Source organism: Amycolatopsis sp. NPDC059021 (assembly GCF_042739895.1).
Classification (GTDB): Bacteria; Actinomycetota; Actinomycetes; order Mycobacteriales; family Pseudonocardiaceae; genus Amycolatopsis.
Genome location: NZ_JBHYIQ010000035.1, coordinates 1 through 18,666 on the forward strand (window position 1 = coordinate 1; position 18,666 = coordinate 18,666).

The window sequence follows — 18,666 nt, forward strand, 5'->3', positions numbered from 1 at the left end:
CTCCTACCCCCCCCGGGTGCCCGGGGGGCCCCCGCAGGCCGCGCCCGCACCCGGCCCGGTAACCCCGGCGACCTCCGGCCCCGCGCCCACCGCCGCACCCGGTCCGGCCACAGCTGCTCCCCGCCCGGGAACTTCCACTCCCGGCACGGCGACTCCGGCCACCACGAGTCCCGCCACCCCGGCACCGGGCACCTCGACCCCCGCCGCGGCCGCGACTCCCGTCGCACCACCTGCCCCCACTTCCACCGCGGCCCCGAGCCCCACCGCGGCGAGACCCCCTGCCGTCGCGCCGTCCCCGGTCCCGGCCGCGAGTCCCGCTGCCGCGCCGTCGACGACGCCGACCGCCCATCCCGCAGCCCCGGCCACGAATTCCACCCCCACACCGTCCCCCACCCCCACGATCACGACAGCCACGGCATCCCCGGCCGTGACCCCGAACCCCGCACCCGCAACCACCAACCCGGCCACCACTCCCCCGGCCGAGACCGCCACCGCCCGCCCCGGGCCAGTCGGCGCCACGACCACACCGGCCCAGAGCACCACCACATCGCCACACCCCACCGGCGAGACACCGCACTCCCCTGGCACCCGCGCGGCCACCGAACGACCGGGCGCCGCCACGAACACCACCGCGGCCGCGCCGTCCCGCACCGAAAACGCCCTCCGCCCCGCGCCGAACTCCGCGCGCCCCGCCTCCATCACCACCTCCCGCACCGCACCGGCCGCCACACCCACCACACCGCCCGACCCCGCCACCCCCGCGCGTTCCGAGACCGCCCCGCGGCGACCGGCCGAGCTGTCCACCGACACAGCGGCGCCACCGGCCGTCCCCGCCGAACCGGCGCCCCACGAGCCCGCCTCCGAAGCGAAACCGGTCACGGCCACCGACCCGCGGTACCGCGACGACCGTTTCCGCAACGACCTGCTCGCCGCGGTCAACTCCCGGCTCACCGCCGGCGACCACCTCGATCCGTCCACATTGGACACCGAGCTCGCGCGGCAGGACACCGGCCAGACCGTCGTCCCCAGGAACGTCGAAGAACTCGCCGGCAACATCGCCCACGCCGTCCGCACCCAGGGGCGTGAGCTGCGGCCCCGCATGCGCGGCGGCGCCATCGGCATCGAGCTGGAGAACCGGCGCCGGGTGGAGGGCATCGAGTACGTCGGCACCATGGTGACCTCCGACTACTTCGACATCGTGATCGACAAGGTGGGCAACGAGCCGATCTTCGAGATCGTCACCAAACCCATCGCGACACTGCCCGGCGACACCGGCCGCCTCGACCCGGCGCAAACCCTGAGCAGGGTCGAAACCGCGATCCGGAAGCTGGAGCACAGCCCCGAGGGGACCCTCCTGTCGGACCTGTTCCCGGCACACGAGGGCTACCACGTCAACGAGCCGTTCACCCACGCCACCCTGGGCCCAGTCCTGGGCAGGGGCGGGCTGGCCCTGCAGCTGACCACGGGGATCCCGCCTGCCGGGATGTTCGGCTTCCTCCGGGCGATCCACACCGGCCTCATGCACGAAGACTCCGAATCGGTGCGGACGCTCGAACTCGGTCTCCAGGTCGGCGCGGCCGTGGCCGACCGCTTCGCCGGGGTGCGCCCCGGCTCGGGACATCGCAGCGCGGTGGACGCGCTCGCCACGGACGCCGAAGTGCAGGCCCTCGCCGGCTACCTCACGCTGCTTCACGTCCAGGTGTCGGCACTGGCCGAAGCCATCGGGCACTACCCACCGGACAGGAGGCGCGACTACTACCCCAAGCTCCTCGCCGTCGTCCTGTCCCGGGTGGACATGCCCGGCTACCGGAACGCGCTCCCGGCGGCCGTCCAGGAATTCCTCGACGCCGAAGCCCCGTGGATCCGGGAACAGATCGTCCGCCACCTGCGCCGGCAGCCCTTCCTGGCCGCGCCCAACCCGCGGGGACACGGACCGGACGTCCTCTCCTGGGGCGAGCGCGGTCCCTTCACCGTCGGCGACTACCTCGACAGCGGGCTCCTCGCCGCCCCGCCCCGGGCGATCGGCCAGGCCGAAGCACTCCACGTCGGCACGACGTTCCCCACCCCGGACACCAACGACGGCCGGCTCCCGCGCCCGCTGATCCCGGTCGAGATCCGCGCCTTTCCCCCGGCCTCGGCACGGAACTTCGTCCGGGACCACTACGACACCGTCGACGTCCATACCGAGGAAGCGAACGAGGCGGCCGAGAAGGCGTACCGGCTCACCCCTGCCCCCACCGCCGGACCGGCCGCGGAAGTGGATTTCGCCTCGGGAGTGCACACCTACCAGCCGCGGGCCGGCGACGCACTGGCCGATTTCGCCGCCTACGTCGGGCAACAGGCCGGCCGGGCAGCGTTGACCGGATCGCCGGGTCTCGTGGTCGTCGCCGAAGGCGGCGGGAACGGGGGCCGCAGCAGCCGGGGCGCGCAGACGGTCGGAACCGACCGGGCGCGCAGCGTGTCCGAGGCGCTGGAGTCGTTGCTGGGGCCCCAGCTGGACCAACGGGGGATCGCCCGCGACTTCGTGCGTGTCGACCACCGGTCCCGCGGCGACGGCCCCTCCGCCAGCCCCCACGCGCCCCCCGGCAACGGGAGCCGGGACCAGCGGCGCCGGGTCATGCTGTGGGTCGCCGAGCAGGCCCCGCGACGGCTGACTTCGGCGTCCACCACCGATGTCCGCGACTCGGCGCCGGCGCCCCGGGCCCGGACCACCAGCGCCCCCACCCGTGCGCGCGTGCGTGTTCCCCAGGAAGCGATGCCCACGCTCAGCGCGCTCCACGGCACCGCGGCGTTCGAGAACTCGGTGCTGAGCCGGGTCAACACGATCCTCGGCGAGCGGCGCCGGGACCGGCTGACGCTCCCGGAACTGCGAGGTCTTCTCGCCGGGCGGCCGGATCCGGCACCCGGTCCGCCGGACGCGGTCGCGGACTGGGTACTGCACCGCCTCGGCACCGCCGGACCGTCCCATGTGGACACTGGTTCCCCAGCGCCGTCCGAGGTTTTCCGGCGCCGCTTCTCGATGCAGAACTTCCTGTCCCGCGACGTCGTGCAGTCGACCGTCGCCGCGGTGACCTCCGCGCTGGGCACCGCCGGACGGAACGGCAGGGTCCGCGTCGAGGTCGCCGGGCGCAGCATCGACCAGGCCCTGCGCGACGAGGTTCTTTCGCTGGCCAGGCGGTTCGCGGACGAGCCGAGGATCAACGTCGTCGCCGTCGAAGACACCGGGATCAGGGCCCACGAGCCGAGCCACCGGGTCCGCGTGACCATCGTGCCCGCACCGGTCAGTGGCACCGGGCCGGAGCACCGCGACCAGCAGTTCCTGGACCACCTCCTGCTGTCGGTGAACCAGCGGCTTCCCGCGGACGAGCATCTCGACCGCGCCGAACTGGATCACCACCTGCACCTCCAGGACACCGGCGGGTCCTACCAGCCGGCCACCCTCGACGAACTCGCCGGCAACATCGCCCACGCCGTCCGCACCGGAGGCCGCGAGCTACGACCGCGAGTGCCCGCCGGCGCACCACCGCGGCAACCCGAGCGCGGCCAGCGGTTCGAGGTCACCGAAGACCCGTTCACCGGCGCCTACGAGATGCCGGGGTACGACGCGTTCAACCTGCGCACGCTGGCCCTCGACATCGCCGCCGGGACCACCGTCGCCGACGGCGACCTGTCCGTGGCACGACAGGCCGTCATCACCGGTGGCCTGCACGAATCGGCGTTCGTGCACGAGCAGCTCCTGGGCATGGTCGCGGACGCGCTCAGCAGGCGCGCGGGCGTGTTCGACGAGGTCACCATCGGCAGGGCGGCGTTGCTCGACCTCGTGCGGCGCGAGATCGTGCCGGAGCCGTCAGTGACCGAGACCGGCTCACAGGTCTTCGTGACACTCGCCGACACGATGCAGAACACCTACACGGTTCCCCGGGTGATCGAGGACACCCTGGGAGTGCACGGCCTGGGGTGGGTCCACGTCGACGACGACGGCGACAGCTTCCTGCGTGCCGTCGCCCTCAGCGCGCGGCTGGGCGCCCCCGCGGGCGACGGTCCGCTGCACCCGCACCAGATGCGCCTCCAGCTGGCCGAGGCGCTCGCCGACGACGCCGCGCGGCCGGCCCCGCGCTACTTCCGCGAAGCCCGCCACACCCCGGAACGCGTCCAGCGGATCATCGCCGAGCTCCGGCAGCCCGGATCCGGTTTCGGGGAAGCCGGCGGTCTGCTGGCCCAGGTGATGGCCAACCTCTATCACCTCGACCTCGACATCCACCGCACCAGCCGGACCACCGTCGTCCAGGTGCGCGGCACGACGGAGACCACACCCGGCTATCCGCGGCAGCGGGTGCACGTCGTGCAGATCGACCAGCCGGGCCGTCCCGCCCGCTACCTCGCCACCGCCCCGGCCCGGGACGCCGCCCCCGCTCCGGCCGCCGTGCCGGACCCGTCCGCGTTCGGCGCCCAGCGGACCCGGGTCTTTCCCGGCGACAACCTGGGCACCGTCACCGTCAACGGGACGCGGGTGCTGGTCAAGAACTACGCGAACCGCTCGGTCAAGGTCGTGCGGCAGGGCGCGAACACCTTCGAGTTCCCGAACGCCGGCCGCAGCGGCAACAAGGTGATTTCCCTTGATCTCGGCGGGAACCACCGGGTGCGGCGCAGCGGGACCGTCACCGGGAAGGGGCGCGCCGACATCTTCCACCAGGGCCGGTCCCGGCCGGACGGCAGCGAGGACCCGATCAACTGGACCGCCGTCCTGCCGACCGGTCTGGTGGGTTACTCCTGGGAAGTCCGTGAGCACGGTGACCTGTGGACCCTCGTCGTGACCGGCCCGCCCGCCGAGCTCCAGCACGACGCCTATGGCCTGCGGGACCGAGGCGTCCTCGTCGTCGAGCAGCGTCCCCGGGCGGACGACGTGGCGAGGCAGCCCCAGGCCGGGGTCGTGGCCGACGCGCGGGGAATCGTCGAAATCGACGGCGTCCGGTTCTTCACCTACGCCGACTACCGCGATCTCGCGGTGACCGTGGAGCATCTGGAACCGGGCGTCCACCGGATACCGGCGATGCGTTCCGGCCACCGGCCGATGAGGGTGGTCACCGGCCTCGGCGGTCAGTTCGACGTGCTGCGGCGGGGCACGGTGGGCTCCGACGGCAAGATCCGCGTCCTCGACCAGCGCGACGACCAGCACGACCTCGGCACCTCGCTGAGCTGGACGACCCACGCCACCGGGTTCGTGGGCTACACCTGGGCACTCCGCAGGCACGGCGATCTCTGGTCGGTCGTCCTGGACGGCAGGCCGGCCGGGGACGATCCCTATCGCCTGCGCGAGGGGGGCGCCGTGGTCATCGCCCAGCGCCGGGCGCCGGTCGACGCCACGCATCTGGCCGCCGAGCTCAACACCCGCATCCGCGATCTGGTGCGCGTCGGCGACCCGGCGGCCTACGAGGTGACGGTCGAGGAGGCCGCGCGGCTGGCGGCCACCGCGGATCCGGAGGTGGGAATCGTCGCGCTGGCACAGGATCTCGCGCCGCGGTTGCTCACCGGCGAGCGGTTGCGGATGCTGGCGGGCGCGATCGGGTTCGAGGCGGAGCTGCACGGCTATCCGGTCCGCCTGCCGCGCGACGTCGAGCCCGACGACGTCGATTTCCTGGTGGACGCGCCGGACTACCAGCTCGTGCTCGACGCCGTGGGCGAGCCGGTGATCGAGCTGGTGACCAAGCCGATCGCCGCGGTGCCGGGCGACGACGGCCGCCGGACGAGGTCGGAGACGATGGCGGCGATCACCGACGCCCTGCGGCGGCTGGCGCAGGCGCGCGACAACACGCCGCTGAGCCTGCTGTTCGACGGCCCGCCCTTCCAGCTGGACCCGCTGGCCGACGACGTGCGGCTGCGCAAGGGCGGCCGGCGCGCGACGGACGAGCTGTACCTGCACTTCACGGTCGGCGTCCCGCTGGCGGGGCTGCGGGAGTTCCTCGGGTTCACCGCCGTCACCATGCGGGACGACAGCCCCGTGGTGATCGCGGCACGCAATCACCTGGAAGACGGCCTCGAACTCGGCGACGAGCTGGCCGGACAGCTGCTCCCCGGCGCCTCTCCGCAGGACCGGGTCACGCTCGCGGGTTACCTCGCCGCGGTCTACAGCCAGTTCGCCGCGCTGGCCCAGCGCACGATGGCGCCGGACAGCCTGGCCAAGAACTTCGCCGCGGTCTCCCTCCGCGTCCACCTCGACGGGATCCGCGCCGGTCTGAGCACCCGGGTGCGGCAGGTGCTCGACGAGCAGTCCGGCCCCCTCGCCGAGCGGTTTCTCCAGCGGGTGAGCGAGGACCACTACACGAAGACCGTCGCCAAGCCGGGCCTGGACCAGCGGCTGCCGATGCGCTGGCCCCACGACCCCGAACGCACGGACGCCACCTTCGGCGATTATCTGGCCACCGCGTTCCGGGACGACCCGGCCCGCCGGGTCACGCAGCGGGAAGCGCTCGGCATCCGCTCCTCGTTCCCCGCCCTCGACACCAACCCGGACGAGCACGGCGCCCCGCGCCTGCCGATGCCGTTGCTCCCGATCGAACTGCGTCACCTCGGCCCCCGGCGCGCCACGGCCGACGACCTCGAACAGACCTACGATCTGCTGGAAGAGCAGGCCCGGGAGCGGTTCGCCGACGCACTCGCCCTCCGCACCGAGGCCGAAGCGGGCGACGGCAAGGGAAAGGGCCGCGCGGCCGACCCGGTCCCGCCCGCCGCCCCGGAGCAGCACCTCGACACCATCCCGGAGGAGACCGAAGAGGAACCGGCCGCCCCCGGCACGCCCTCGCCGGAAAACAGTCCTGTCGACGCCGTCGAGCTGCCCGAAGCGGTGGAGGTCGCCTTCGCCGAGCGCGGGACGGCCGTGCGGCGCGATCAGCACCCCGGCCTGCGCGCGTTCGCGGCGGAGCTGGCCGAAGCCGTCCGCGATCCGCTGGTGGTGCACGTCGAAGGCGGCGGCAACGGCGGCAGCATCAGCCGCGGCGCGGAGCGGACCGGGCGGATGCGGGCCGAGGCCGTTCGCGACGTCCTGCGGCCGATGCTCGACGAGGAACTGGCGCGGCGCGGGCTTCCATCGTCCACAGTGGACATCCAGGTCAGCAGTCGCGGGGACACCGCCTCCGCCGGCCCGTTCGCCCCCGCGCCCGGCACCCAGCGCGAACGGCGCCGCCGGGTGGCCGTCTGGGCCGCCCCGGCGGACACCGAGCACCGGGAAACCGCCGTCCTGACCACCGAACCGCACCGCGCGGCCATCGCGGCGCTGGCGGACGCCATCGACCACGGATCGCTCGGCGCGCTGGCCGCGACGCCGGTGACCGACGAACACCGCGACACGGTGGACCGGCTGTTCCGCTCCCTGCCGCCGACCCGGGACGAGCTGTACGCGGAACTGGAGAACTTCGCCGAGGCGGGGTACGACCCCGCGCTGCTGGCCGAACTCGCCCGGCGGACGGGATCCCGGCTCGACGAGGTGGCCCCGGACGTCGCCGGGTGGTGGCTCAGCCGCCGGGTGCTGCACCTCGCCTGGTCCGCGGACACCCGGTACGAGGCGGTGCGGACGCTGAACCAGATCCGCGACCGCCCGGCCGCTCTCGCGGCCATCGTCGGTCATCAGGACGGCAGGCGGACCGGGCTGGCCGGGTACCTCGGCGTCGACTTCCCGGACGTGCGGGAGATCGCGGCCGCGGTGCACCGGATCGCCGGACGGGACGGATCGCGGGCGGCGTGGTCGGCCGTCACCGGGATCGAGCACGACACGCTGTCCCTGGTGCGGCTGGCCGAGGTCTACCGCGCGATGTACCCGGGGGCGGATCTCTTCGCCGACCTCGGCCCGCATCTCGGCCAGGCGCTGCGCGCGGTGGGCGCGGAACCCGCGGCCGGTCTCACCGGCCGCCGGACGGCCGCGACGCACCCGGCTCTGAGCTACGACCTGGACCAGCTCGAACGGGCGCTGGCCGGGGCACGCTCCCACACGGGAGGCGACGTCGAATTCCGGGTGCTGGTCAAACCCACCCGGATGGAGGGCGTTTCGACGCGGTTCGGCCACGCGTGGGTCGAGGTCCGGCTGCCGATCGGCGGGCCGAACCCGGACGGCCCGCGGTTCGGGCGGCGCTTTTCCGTCGGATTCTGGCCGTCGGACAGCAGTCGTGCGCGAAGCGAACAGGACGGGGTGATCCGCAGCCCGGACCGCAGCGAGGTCGCCACGACGGCGGTACCCGCCTCGGTCACGGTCCGGGACCTCGAGCGCGGTCTCGCCTTCATCAGGACGGTGCAGAACCGGCCGTACTTCTGGCGGAACCAGAACTGCGTCACGTTTGCGCGTGGTCTGCACGACGCGGTGCTCGGCGATCCGGGACCGTTCACCGGCCTGGGCGGCGTGATCGCCCGCGCGGTGGGAGACCATCCGGCGCCACGGTCCGTCTTCCCCGCCGATTTCACGGCCGGACCGGACCGGCCCGCCGTGGTCACCTTCGACCGCGGCGCGCCGCGCGATCCGCTCGCGGCGAGCTCGTTCGCGTCCCGGTACGCGTCGCGGCTGCTCGACCGCGCCAGAGTGGGCCTCGCGCCACCGGCTGTCCGGATCACCGTCGTGGGCGGCGTGTCCCGCGGCGCGATCGAGCGGTTGGAGAACGACGTGCGCGTGGAGATCCAGCGACGGCTGGACCTCGCGATCCCCGGTAGCGGCGACCTCGCCGACCGCACCCGGCTCCCGGTGGGGACGGTGCGCCGGCCCGCCGACGGCGACCCGCACGTCCTGCTCGAAATCGAGGCGACGCCGGCGATCCCGGCCGAACACGCGCCGGAAGCCGTCCACGCGGACGACACGGACTCCGGTGACGAGCCCGCGGCGCGGGACGCGCTGCTGGCGCCCCTGGTCGACGCGATCCACCACGACTCCCTCGACGGCCTGCTCGCCATCGAACCCGGCGACTGGTGGGACGAGCACGGCGAGAACTACCCCGACGTGTCGGTCAGGCGGACCGGCGCGCGCCTGATGAGCCTGGTGGAAGCCCATCCGGAGATCGACTTCGACCCGCGGTTCCTCGCGCACCTCGAGCGTGTGTCGCGCCACCAGGCCGGCCGCAGCCTGCGCGCGATCGTCCCGGACATCGCCGAACGCTGGCTCGCCGGGCGGCTGCGGTACCTCCGGGACACCGTCCGCGACAGCCGCGCGGCCCAGGCGCTGGTCGACGAGGCGTCGTCGCGCCCCCGGGCGCTGGAGGCGCTCTTCCGGCAGATGCGCGACTCCGCGGCCGAGGTCCCGGCACCGGCCGAGTCCTCTCCGGCGCGACTGCGTGAATTCCCTGCCGCCGGTGCCGATCTCTACGGTGGTGACGGGACCCTCAGCCGGCTCCGCCGCGCTCCGGCGACCGGCTTGGACAGCACCGGCACCGCGCGCGAGTTCGCGCCGGACCGGGTGCGGTCCACCACGGTGCAGGGATTCGACGGGACGCAGGCCGGGGTCGACTTCGCCGATCCCGGCGCGCACCGGTTCCCGGACGAGTTGTTCCGGGACGCGGCCGGCCTGACCGGCGACGGCTGGGCGGGCACCGAACTGTACGTCCTCGATCCCGGGCAGACCGACCCCGTGGCCGCGATGACCGGCCACGCCTTCTCCGGCCGGACACCCCCGTGGGCCCCGGTGACCCCGTTCTTCGTGGTGCTCCCGGACCGCACCGCCGACGACCTGCGGGACGGACTGTTCCCCGTGGTCGACGAGCAGGGCCGCGAACTGCGCCTCGACGCGCGGACACTCGCGCGCGTCGTGCTGCGCTCGCCCGCTTTCCGAAACGGCTTCGGGTCCGGTACCCGCCCGGTCGTGCTGCTCACCACCTCGGTCGCCGAGGAGGGCGACGGCGGCCCGATCGCGACGTTCGCCGCGACGATCGGCTCCCAGTCACGCCGGGTAGGAGCCGTCCACGCCTACGCCGGTCGCGTTTCGACCCTGATCACGTTCGACCGCGCGAACCGGGTACCGGTCGCCTTCACCAGGTCCGGCGGGCACTGGCTGGAGTACCACGACGGCACGGCGAGCCGGGCCGGTGTCCCGGCGGCGGTCCGGGTCGTCGGCCATCTCGGCGCGACGATCGACGAAGGCGGCCGGGTCCGGACCGATCCCGCCAACCCCACCCGGCTGATCGATGTCGCCTCGACCGCGAGCCAGGCGCTGTCCGGCCGCGACGGCATGCCGGCCGGGGTGGCGCTGGGTATCGAGGACACCGACATCCGGAAGGCGAAGCGGCTCCTGAACAACGGTGGCATCCAGCGCGTGTACCGCAGGGAGGCCTCCTGGGGTGACCCGGCGCCGCCGGATGGCTACACCGACACCCCGGTCCCCGTCCCGTGGCGGCCCGAAATCGCCGGGCCGTCGCCGTTCCTAGTCGTCGGGCACAACTCCGCCATCGCGACGCACAGCGGCATCACGCGAGTCAACGGCACCGCGCTGGCACTGGCCTTCATGGGCACCCCCGAGTTCGCCCAGGCACATCGTGACGGGAGCGGCCCCAGCGCCTACGTGCTCCTGGCCTGCAGCACCGCCCGCCTCACCGGACCAGGCGGCACGGCGTACGACTTCCAGCGCACCCTCGCCGAGCACGGCCATCCCGCGCCGGTGATCGCGGCCACGGACGTGGTGAGCATCGGTGGCGACGGCGTGGTGGTGTGGAACGGCGACTGGCGGGTGTTCCGCGGTGAGGCGACCTCGGGTCCCGTCGCGCCGGTCCGCATCTCCTTCGGCGAAGGCAGCCGTGACGTCGCGCCGGAGCACGCACAGCGGCTGAACCGGTTCGCCACCGCGATGGCCGCGCGGCTCCGGGACACCGGCTCCAGGATGGTGGTCCACCTGGAGGGCGGCGGCAACGGCGGCTTCCGGAGCGAGGGCGCGCAGCGGGTGGGCCTGCGGCGCGCCGGGGCGGTCCGCGACCTGCTCACGCCGGAACTCGAAGAAGTCCTGACAGCCCAAGGCATTCCTCGGGACCGCGTCGAACTGCGCGTGTCCTCACGCGGCGACGGGACGTCCGCGCACCCGGACGGACCGCGCGCCTCCGCCGCCCCCGAGGCACGGCGGGGTGTCCTGCTGTGGACCGAGCAGGCCCCCGGCCCGTCGATCCGCACGACGCTGGAAGAAACCGTCACCTTCGGCAGGGGCAGCACCGAACCGGACGCCGATCGGCTGCCGGACCTGGGACGCGTCGCCGATCGGGTGGTCGGCGCGGCCCTCGCCGGGCGATCGGTCACCGTCGAGATCACCGGCTACGGCAACGGATCCCGGACGGGCGATCGCGCCACGAGCGCCGCGACCACCGGGCAGCAGCGCGCGTCACGGCTCGAAAGCCTGTTGTGGGACCTCGTCGAGGAACGCCTGCACGGGATGGCACTGCCCGGACCCGGCATCGAGATCAACGCCGTCTCCCGCGGCAGGGTCGCCGGTCTGACCAGCGAGCAGCGGCGGCAGGCCGGGATCGTCGTGGTCACCGCGGATCCCGGCGGCCCGCGGCCCACCGGCGTACGGACACCCGAGACCAGCCTGACCCGCTTCGGACATGTGCCGGACCAGAGCGCGCGCCCCGTCGTGACGGACGACTCGGTCCAGCGGGAGATCCTCGACCTGGCGGAAGAAGACGGCACGGAGACCGCGGCCCCGGACTGGGCCTTTCCCGCGGACCGGCGCGTGTACTGGCAGGAGAGGTACCCGGCGGATTCGCTGGCCGCGCGCGCCTTCGTGCACCAGCACTACGGGGACTTCCTCGCGCTCAACGCGCGGCGGTTCGGCGACGGCGAGCCGGGCTACCTGGAGAACTGCGTCAACGTCAGCGTCGGTGTCGTGGAGATGCTGGCCGGCCGCCGCTTCGAGCCCGCTCCCGCACCCGGGCCGCGCCCCCGGAGCCTGTTGGAGGACCACTTCGGCGCCCCTGCGGTACCGGTCCGGCATCCCGGGGAAATCGTCGAACGGCTCGTCGCCGCCGGCCCCGGCGCGCACGGCATCGTGTTCCGCGCCGCCGGGCCGGAGGAGGGCTCCGGGCATGTGTTCAACGCTATCCACCGCCCCGACGGCTCGATCGTCTTCCTGGACGCGCAGCAGGGACGGCTCGCGTCCCTGCCCGAGACGGCCGGATACCGGTTCCTGCTCACCGGCGGCGGGGACGCCGAAACCCGGCCGGGCAGCCCGGACAGCGGTGTCTACGGAGCCGAGCGGAGCACCGGGCGGCGGCTGCGGCGCCAGGCCGGCGACGAGCCGCTGCACGACGACCGGGAACTCGCCGTCCTGAACGTCAGCCGGTATCTGCGCAGCAACGAATGGGAGCCCATCCTCGTCCGGCTGCGCGACCTGCCGCAGCGGCGGTGGCCCCGCCACGGAAGGTACTCCGGCGTCCAGTACGACACCGACGACGACGGCGCCGCGTACCTGTCCTGGTATCTCGGGTTCTCCCGCGGGGACATCGGGGACGTCAGTGGCCTCCGGGAATCCGCCGACGCGCCGGAGGACGGCCGCGCGCTGTACGCGCGGGCACCGTGGTCCGACGACCCCGCCGGGACGTTCTTCCTGCAGATCCACGGCTCCGTCGTGATGGACGCCGACGGCAGGTACGCGCGGGGCACCGGCTTCATCGTGCGCAGGCGGGAGGGCGGCGACTTCGTTTCGCTCAGCGGCCGCGTGCTGGCCGCCATGGTCACCGCCAACCGCGATTTCCGCGCCGCCTACGAGCGGGGTGTCCGGTCGGTCAGCCTCATCTCCTGCAACATCGGCCGCCGTGGCGGCGCGGCGTACGACTTCCACCAGGAGATGACGACGCTCGGTTTCCCGGTCAACGTCTACGGTTCGACCGAGAACACCGTGACCGTCCTGGGGTCCGAGACGAGCGGCACGCCGAAGGTCGAAGTCGAAGCCGGTGGCCATTGGACGATCCTGGGCAGCCCGAACGCCGAACAGGACCAGGCCGTCGTCGAGGAGCTGGCACGGGCTGCGCAACTGGACTGGCACTACCAGGACGAGCAGCGCGGTGACGGTCTGGTGCCGGTGAACGACCGCTACCACACGCTGGAACTGGTCCGGTCGGTCCGGGACGGCCTGGTGCGGGGGAACGTCCTGGACCTGACGGCGGCGGAACGGCTGACCCGCTGGCACGAGCGGCCCGACATCGTGTGGCGCGCGGCCTTCCAGGCGCTGTCCGGAGACCCCGCCTTCCCCGGCGTGCGCCACGTGCGGGACATGTACCGGCTGGGGCCGGGAGGCCCGTGGCGAACGGTGCACGTGCCGCGGCAGGTGCGGGAGTTGTACGCGGCCACCGGAACCCCGGTGGTGGACGGGGAGGTCGCGCACACGCCGATCACGGTCCACCAGGGTGCGGGGACCGCGTTCCCGCCGCACCGGCTGACCACCACGTCCTACACCTTCGGCGAGGGAAAGTCCGGGGAAGGCGACGTCGTACCGACGCTGGAGATGGAGCTGCTGGCCCGGCACCTCGCCGAGTCCTATGTGGACGATCCGGGCGCGGAACCGCGGATCCGCCTCGTCGGCCACGGCAACGGCAGCCGCTTCGGCCGGGGGCGGGGCGAAACGACCGGCGTGGTGCGCGCGCTGGCCGTTCGTGCCCACCTGGTGAGTGCCGTCCGCCGGAACCTCGACGGCCTCGGTGGCGACCCCGCGCTGGCGGAGCGGCTGGTCCCGCTGACCGTGGAAAGCCGCTCCGCCCGTGGCAGCGGCTTCTCCCGTGACGAGGGACGCCAGGTGGTGATGGAACTGACCGGCCGCCACCCGCGCGCCACGGACGAGCGCTATGGCGCCGCCCGGCCGGGCTTCCTCGACGACGGCGACCCGGACCACCTGCTCCTGAGGGTGCGCGACCGCCGCGTGCCGGACCCCGTGGCCGACGAACTCGGCGGCCCGGACCCCTACGGCCTGCGGCGGCCGCGCCCCGCTCCGGAGTTCCTCAGCGGCTACGACTACGCGAGGCTGCCCGCCGACCGCCGCGCGGCGTTCTTCCGCGCCCTCGACCTGACGCGGCCGGACACCCCGACGGCACGGGACCTCGACCTCGCCCGGCTGACGCCGGGTGAGGTCGGCGGCGAGTTCCCGCGCCTGCTGCACACGACCTCGACCGGGGACCCCGAGCCAGGCCACCTGGACACCCTGCGCCGACTCGCCGGGACCGGCTTCGAGGTCGTGCTCTGGACCGGCCACGCGCGCGGCCGCGTACCGGCCGGGCTGGCCTCGTGGGCCAGGGACAGCGGGGTCAGGGTGGTGTCCCTCGACGAGATCTTCCACGCCGGGGCGCCGATGACCAACGACGCGGCGTTCCGGATCGAGCGCGCCCGGCGGTCGGCGGCGGCGCCGCAACTGGCCGGTGCCGAGATCGTCGCCCGGTTCGGCGGGATCCACTTCGGCGACGCGTTCACCGGCGACCCCGCGGAGATCGCGCGGCTCGCGGCGGACGGCGAGGACGAGACGGCACGGGCCGGGGACGGCGGTGTGCTCGCCGCACCGGCCGGCTCCCGCGAGATCACCGCACTGCTCACGACCCTCGGCGACCAGTACGCGCGGCCCCGCGCCGGCACCGGCGTCGCCCGGCGTGCGCAGGAGCTGGGCTTGGCGGAGACCATCGGCACGAGCGTGCGTCCGGCGCGCGACACGCCCGCCGCGGTGCTGGCCACCGTCACCGCCCTGCACCGGGAACTGCGAGCCCGATCGGGCGTGCTGTACCTGCCCGCCGTCGCACAGGGTCTGGCCGCCCTGCCGCGGCGCGGGCGCGACGCCGCCTGGCAGGTGGTGATCGACGAGTTCGCCGACACGCTCGGCGACCCGGCCGGGGTGTCGGACATCGCCGGGCACGGCGTGGACGTCCCCGCCGCGGTGCGAGACCAGCTCGCCGGCCACTTCCCTGGCGCGACGCTGCACGGCTTCCAGCTCGGCCGCACCGGGACCGGCCCCGAACCGGCCGGTGCGCCGCGGCACCCGGGCACGGCCCAGGACGGCCACACGCGGTGGTTCACCTCGAACCGGGTCTGGACGCGGGAGGTCCGCTCCCCCGGCGGCGAAGTCCTCGGCGCCACGTTCGTCGCCGACCACTCGCGCGTGCTGGAACCGTTCCTCGCCGCGGCGGGCGACCGCGGCGGGCGGGTGCTCGACGTCCACGGCCGTGCCGACGCCCTCGATGTGTCGGTCGACGGCCAGGTGCTGGCCGTGCACCCGGAAACCTTCGGGCGCATCCTGCTCGACCTGGACCTGGTGGACGACTCCCACGCGACACTGTTCGCGTGCGACACCGGTTTCTCCGTCGCCGATGCCGTCGCCGGGGAGGTGCGCACCCGGTTCCCCCGGTTCGCGCTGACCGCACCACGGGGGCCGGTGCGGTTCGGGCTCGTCGAAGGCCGCGCGATCGTGGACACCGGCGGCTCCGGCACGTGGGTGACCGTGACCGGCCACGCGCGTACCGAACACGACGGCGACTTCGACCGGGACACCGGCGGCCGCCCCGAGCCGGGCGCCTGGGTCGAGCGCAGCAGTCCCGGCTTCACCATGCCCGGTCTCGAAGGGCCGGGCGGACCGAACCACCTGAGCCACACCCTGGAACGCGGCGGCGTGGTGGAAGGGCTCCTGTACCCCAAGGACGCCGCCGGGCTGGCGCAGGACGCGCGGTGGTTCGCCGCCGCCGGCCGCGACCGCACGCTCCTGCTCGACATCGACAGCCGCACCGGCGCGCGGATGACCTCCCGGGAGCTGTTCGAGAACGCCTACGCCATGGTCGACGCGCCGCACCTCCGTGCCGGTGGACGGACCTTCTACCTGGTGCTCCATTCGCTCGCCCGCCATGCCGCCGTCTACACGTCCTCGGGCGAGGAGCTGACCCTCGACGGCGTGGACTTCGCGAAGCTGGTGCGGCGGTCGGACGCGTTCCGCAGGGCGTTCGGCGGGCGGGGCGAGCGCCCCACGTCCTTCACTCTCGTGGGCTGCCAGGCACTGCCCGGGATGAACAGCGACATGCTGGCCTTCCAGTTCTACGAGGACATGGCGGAAAACGGATTCGACCTCCCGGTCCACGCCGCCTCGCAGAACATCGACGTGGCAAGCGACGCGGACGAACGCGGCGGGCTGACCGGTTACCTGGCCATCTGGTCGGGCGGCCGATGGGCCACAGTGGACAGTGAGGTGATGAGACGCCGCCGGCTCATCGGTCTCCTCGGCCGGCCCGAAACGGTGGACGAGGCACGCAACCGCATCGTGCAGGGGCAGGACGAACCGGCGTTCCGGTCGCTGGTCATCGCGCACCGAGCCGTCTCCGAGGCCGTGGCACACTCGGCGGGCAACGCGCTCGATGTGGGTGGGGTCGTCGCCTCCGCCGGCCGGTCGCCCTGGGCTTCGACCACGATCGACGCCGCGATGTCCCGGCTGGCGGACGTCCACGCGCAGACGTTCCGCTCCGTCACCGACCTGCGCCGTACCGCCCGGGGTGAGTGGGCCGTCGTCGCGATGCCGGAGTTCGCCAGGGACCGCTACGTCGTCACCGGCAAGGGACAGTGGCACGAGAGCACGGTGACCCGTCCTGCGGAACTGGTTCCCGGCTACCTCTTCCCGCACCGGAGCCCGTGGCAGGTCGGCGACACGGTCGCCCACCAGGCGACGATCCCCTTCGTGCGCGGGCGGGCGGAGGTGGCCGATCCGGGGGCGCTGGGCCGCGTCGCGCACTGGGTCGCGGAGGCGGCTCTGGAACGCCGGGCCGACGGGCTGCCCCTGCCGGTCGCGCGTATCCACGGTGTCAGCCACAGCATGTTGTCCGGCAACCGGATCGCGCTCGGCCGGGCCCACGTGGTGCACGAGGAGCTGCTCCGGCTGATCCGCGCCCGGCTGTCCACATTGGCACCCGGCACGGCGATCGACGCGGCGGGTCTGCTGGACACCGTGCGAGGCGGCGCCGACCGCCTGAAGACCACGGCGTCCGGTGTGCTCGTGGAGATATGGCTGCCGCCGCAACGGATTCCGAGGAGTGGGCGATGAACGAGATCCGGGACCAATGGGTGTTCCTCGTCGATCCCGGCCGGCCTGCGGCGGGAAGCGTGCCGCCCCACGCGGTGGTGGGCGCGTGGCTGACCGGCGCGGACGGGTACCGCGGCGAATTCCTGCCCAACCCGGACTACGACCCCGCGAGCGCGGCGTCCCCCACCGATCCGGTGGACGCGGCGCTGCGGATCACGGGCGAGCTCGACGCCGCGGCGCTACTCGCGGTGATCCGCGCCGGAACCTACGGGGTGGCGCTGGACGGGGACGGCCGTCCGGTCGTGGCACCCGCGCCGGACGGGGTCCCCTCGCTGCTGGTGACCACCGCCGCCGAACACCGCGCGCGGGTGCACACCGGGCGATGGCGGGTGCTCGGTGCGGACGAGCTGGTCGCGCTGCTCGCGGAACTCGGCGTGGACGTCCTGGTCAATCCGGGCGCGCGCCACTCGATGCGGCTGGCGCGGACGGCCCTGTCCTGGTGAGATGCCCGTTCTTTCGGCGGGGTAAGGACTTCCGGTATCGACGACGGCGCGCGGCTCACCTCCGTGAGCCGCGCGCCGTTTTCTTTCGTCTCCCCCGGCGACGAGGATCGGACGGTCAGTCTTCTCGTTCGGCGAAGGTATGCGTGCCCGTGGACGCGGAGGGGGCGATCAGGTCGTCGTGCGCGTGCGGCCCGGTCGGGCCACCAGGATTCTCCACCGGCACCAACGGTGCTCCCGGTGGCACCGGACCAGCCGGCCCGCCCAGTGGCAGACTCGCCTCGGCCGTACCGCCGCCGTCCTCGACCGGTGTCAAGGGCGCTCCCGGCGGCACCGCCCCGCCCAGCAACACCGGCGGGCCATCGCCCGCACCATCGTGCTTCCACAATGGACCATGCGGGCCATCGTGCCCGGACACAAACGGCCGACTCGGCTCGGCCGCGCCACCGCCATCCACCGGCACCAACGGCGCACCCGGGGGCACCGGACCAGCCAGACCACCCATCGGCAAACTCGCCTCAGCGGGTCCCGGCTTGCCCATCAGCACCGGCGGACCGTCCACCGGCTTCAGCGGCTCCCCCGGCAGGACCGCACCATGCGGACCCCCGCGCGCGGCCACCCTGGCCGACGCGGGGACGCCCTCGTCCTTGCCCGATCCGGAGAGCAGCACCGGCGGCGCCTCGCCCTTGCCTTCTTTCGTCCACAGTGGACGATCCGGACCGTTCGGGGCCACACGCAGGCTCGCCTCGGCCGTACCGCCGGAAGCCGCCAGCGTTTTCGGGCCGGAGTGCGCCTTGATACGGGCCGTCGCCGGCACCGAGCCTGCGGCACCGCCACCGGCGGCAGCACCGTCGCCGGAACCCGCGCGGCGCAGTCTCGCGGCCGCTTCGGTCGCGTTGTCCTCGGCTTTCGTGTAGGTGTGCGCGGCCGCCCGGATGCCGTCTCCGGTCGCCTTGACCGACTTGCCCCACAGGTCGATGCCGTCGAACACCTGGCCGGCCAGCTCGAGGTGCGTCTTCCCGAACTTGTGCCCGTCCGGGTCGTCACCCGCCGCCGCACGGACGCGCTCCGGGTCGCCCAGCTCACGCGCCCGCTGGGCGAGCTTCCAGATGTCGTCGGCCTGCGTGTCGAACCCGTCCGCGCTCTTGGCCATCCGCTCCGGGTCGACCCAGTTCTCCGCCATCG

4 protein-coding genes are annotated in these 18,666 nt (G+C 73.8%); 2 read left to right on the forward strand and 2 right to left on the reverse strand.

Annotated elements, in window-relative coordinates; translation table 11 throughout:
• Nucleotides 1-3: 3 nt before the first annotated feature.
• Nucleotides 4-366: a hypothetical protein gene (locus ACFWX1_RS21405; RefSeq protein ID WP_378389838.1), complete on the reverse strand. Its 363-nt coding sequence runs from the start codon at nucleotides 364-366 to the stop codon at nucleotides 4-6.
• Nucleotides 367-427: 61 nt separating this feature from the next.
• Here ACFWX1_RS21405 and ACFWX1_RS21410 point away from each other — a divergent pair, with 61 nt between their 5' ends.
• Both ACFWX1_RS21410 and ACFWX1_RS21415 read left to right on the forward strand, forming a co-directional pair.
• A complete protein-coding gene (locus ACFWX1_RS21410) occupies nucleotides 428-17,002 on the forward strand; it encodes a toxin glutamine deamidase domain-containing protein (RefSeq protein ID WP_378389840.1) in 16,575 nt (5,524 codons plus the stop codon).
• Nucleotides 16,999-17,484, forward strand: coding sequence for a type VII secretion system-associated protein (locus ACFWX1_RS21415; RefSeq protein ID WP_378389842.1), 486 nt, complete (start codon nucleotides 16,999-17,001; stop codon nucleotides 17,482-17,484). Before ACFWX1_RS21410 ends, ACFWX1_RS21415 begins: the two co-directional genes overlap by 4 nt.
• A 115-nt stretch (nucleotides 17,485-17,599) precedes the next feature.
• Here the strand turns inward: ACFWX1_RS21415 and ACFWX1_RS21420 are convergent, their stop codons facing one another.
• Complete coding sequence (locus ACFWX1_RS21420; RefSeq protein WP_378389844.1) at nucleotides 17,600-18,664, reverse strand: hypothetical protein; 1,065 nt, start codon at nucleotides 18,662-18,664, stop codon at nucleotides 17,600-17,602.
• Nucleotides 18,665-18,666: the final 2 nt, after the last annotated feature.

Excerpts from the sequence above, each read along its gene's own strand:
- ACFWX1_RS21420 (WP_378389844.1), bottom strand. The coding sequence starts at position 18,664 with ATGGCGGAGAACTGGGTCGACCCGGAGCGGATGGCCAAGAGCGCGGAC.
- ACFWX1_RS21415 (WP_378389842.1), top strand. The coding sequence starts at position 16,999 with ATGAACGAGATCCGGGACCAATGGGTGTTCCTCGTCGATCCCGGCCGG.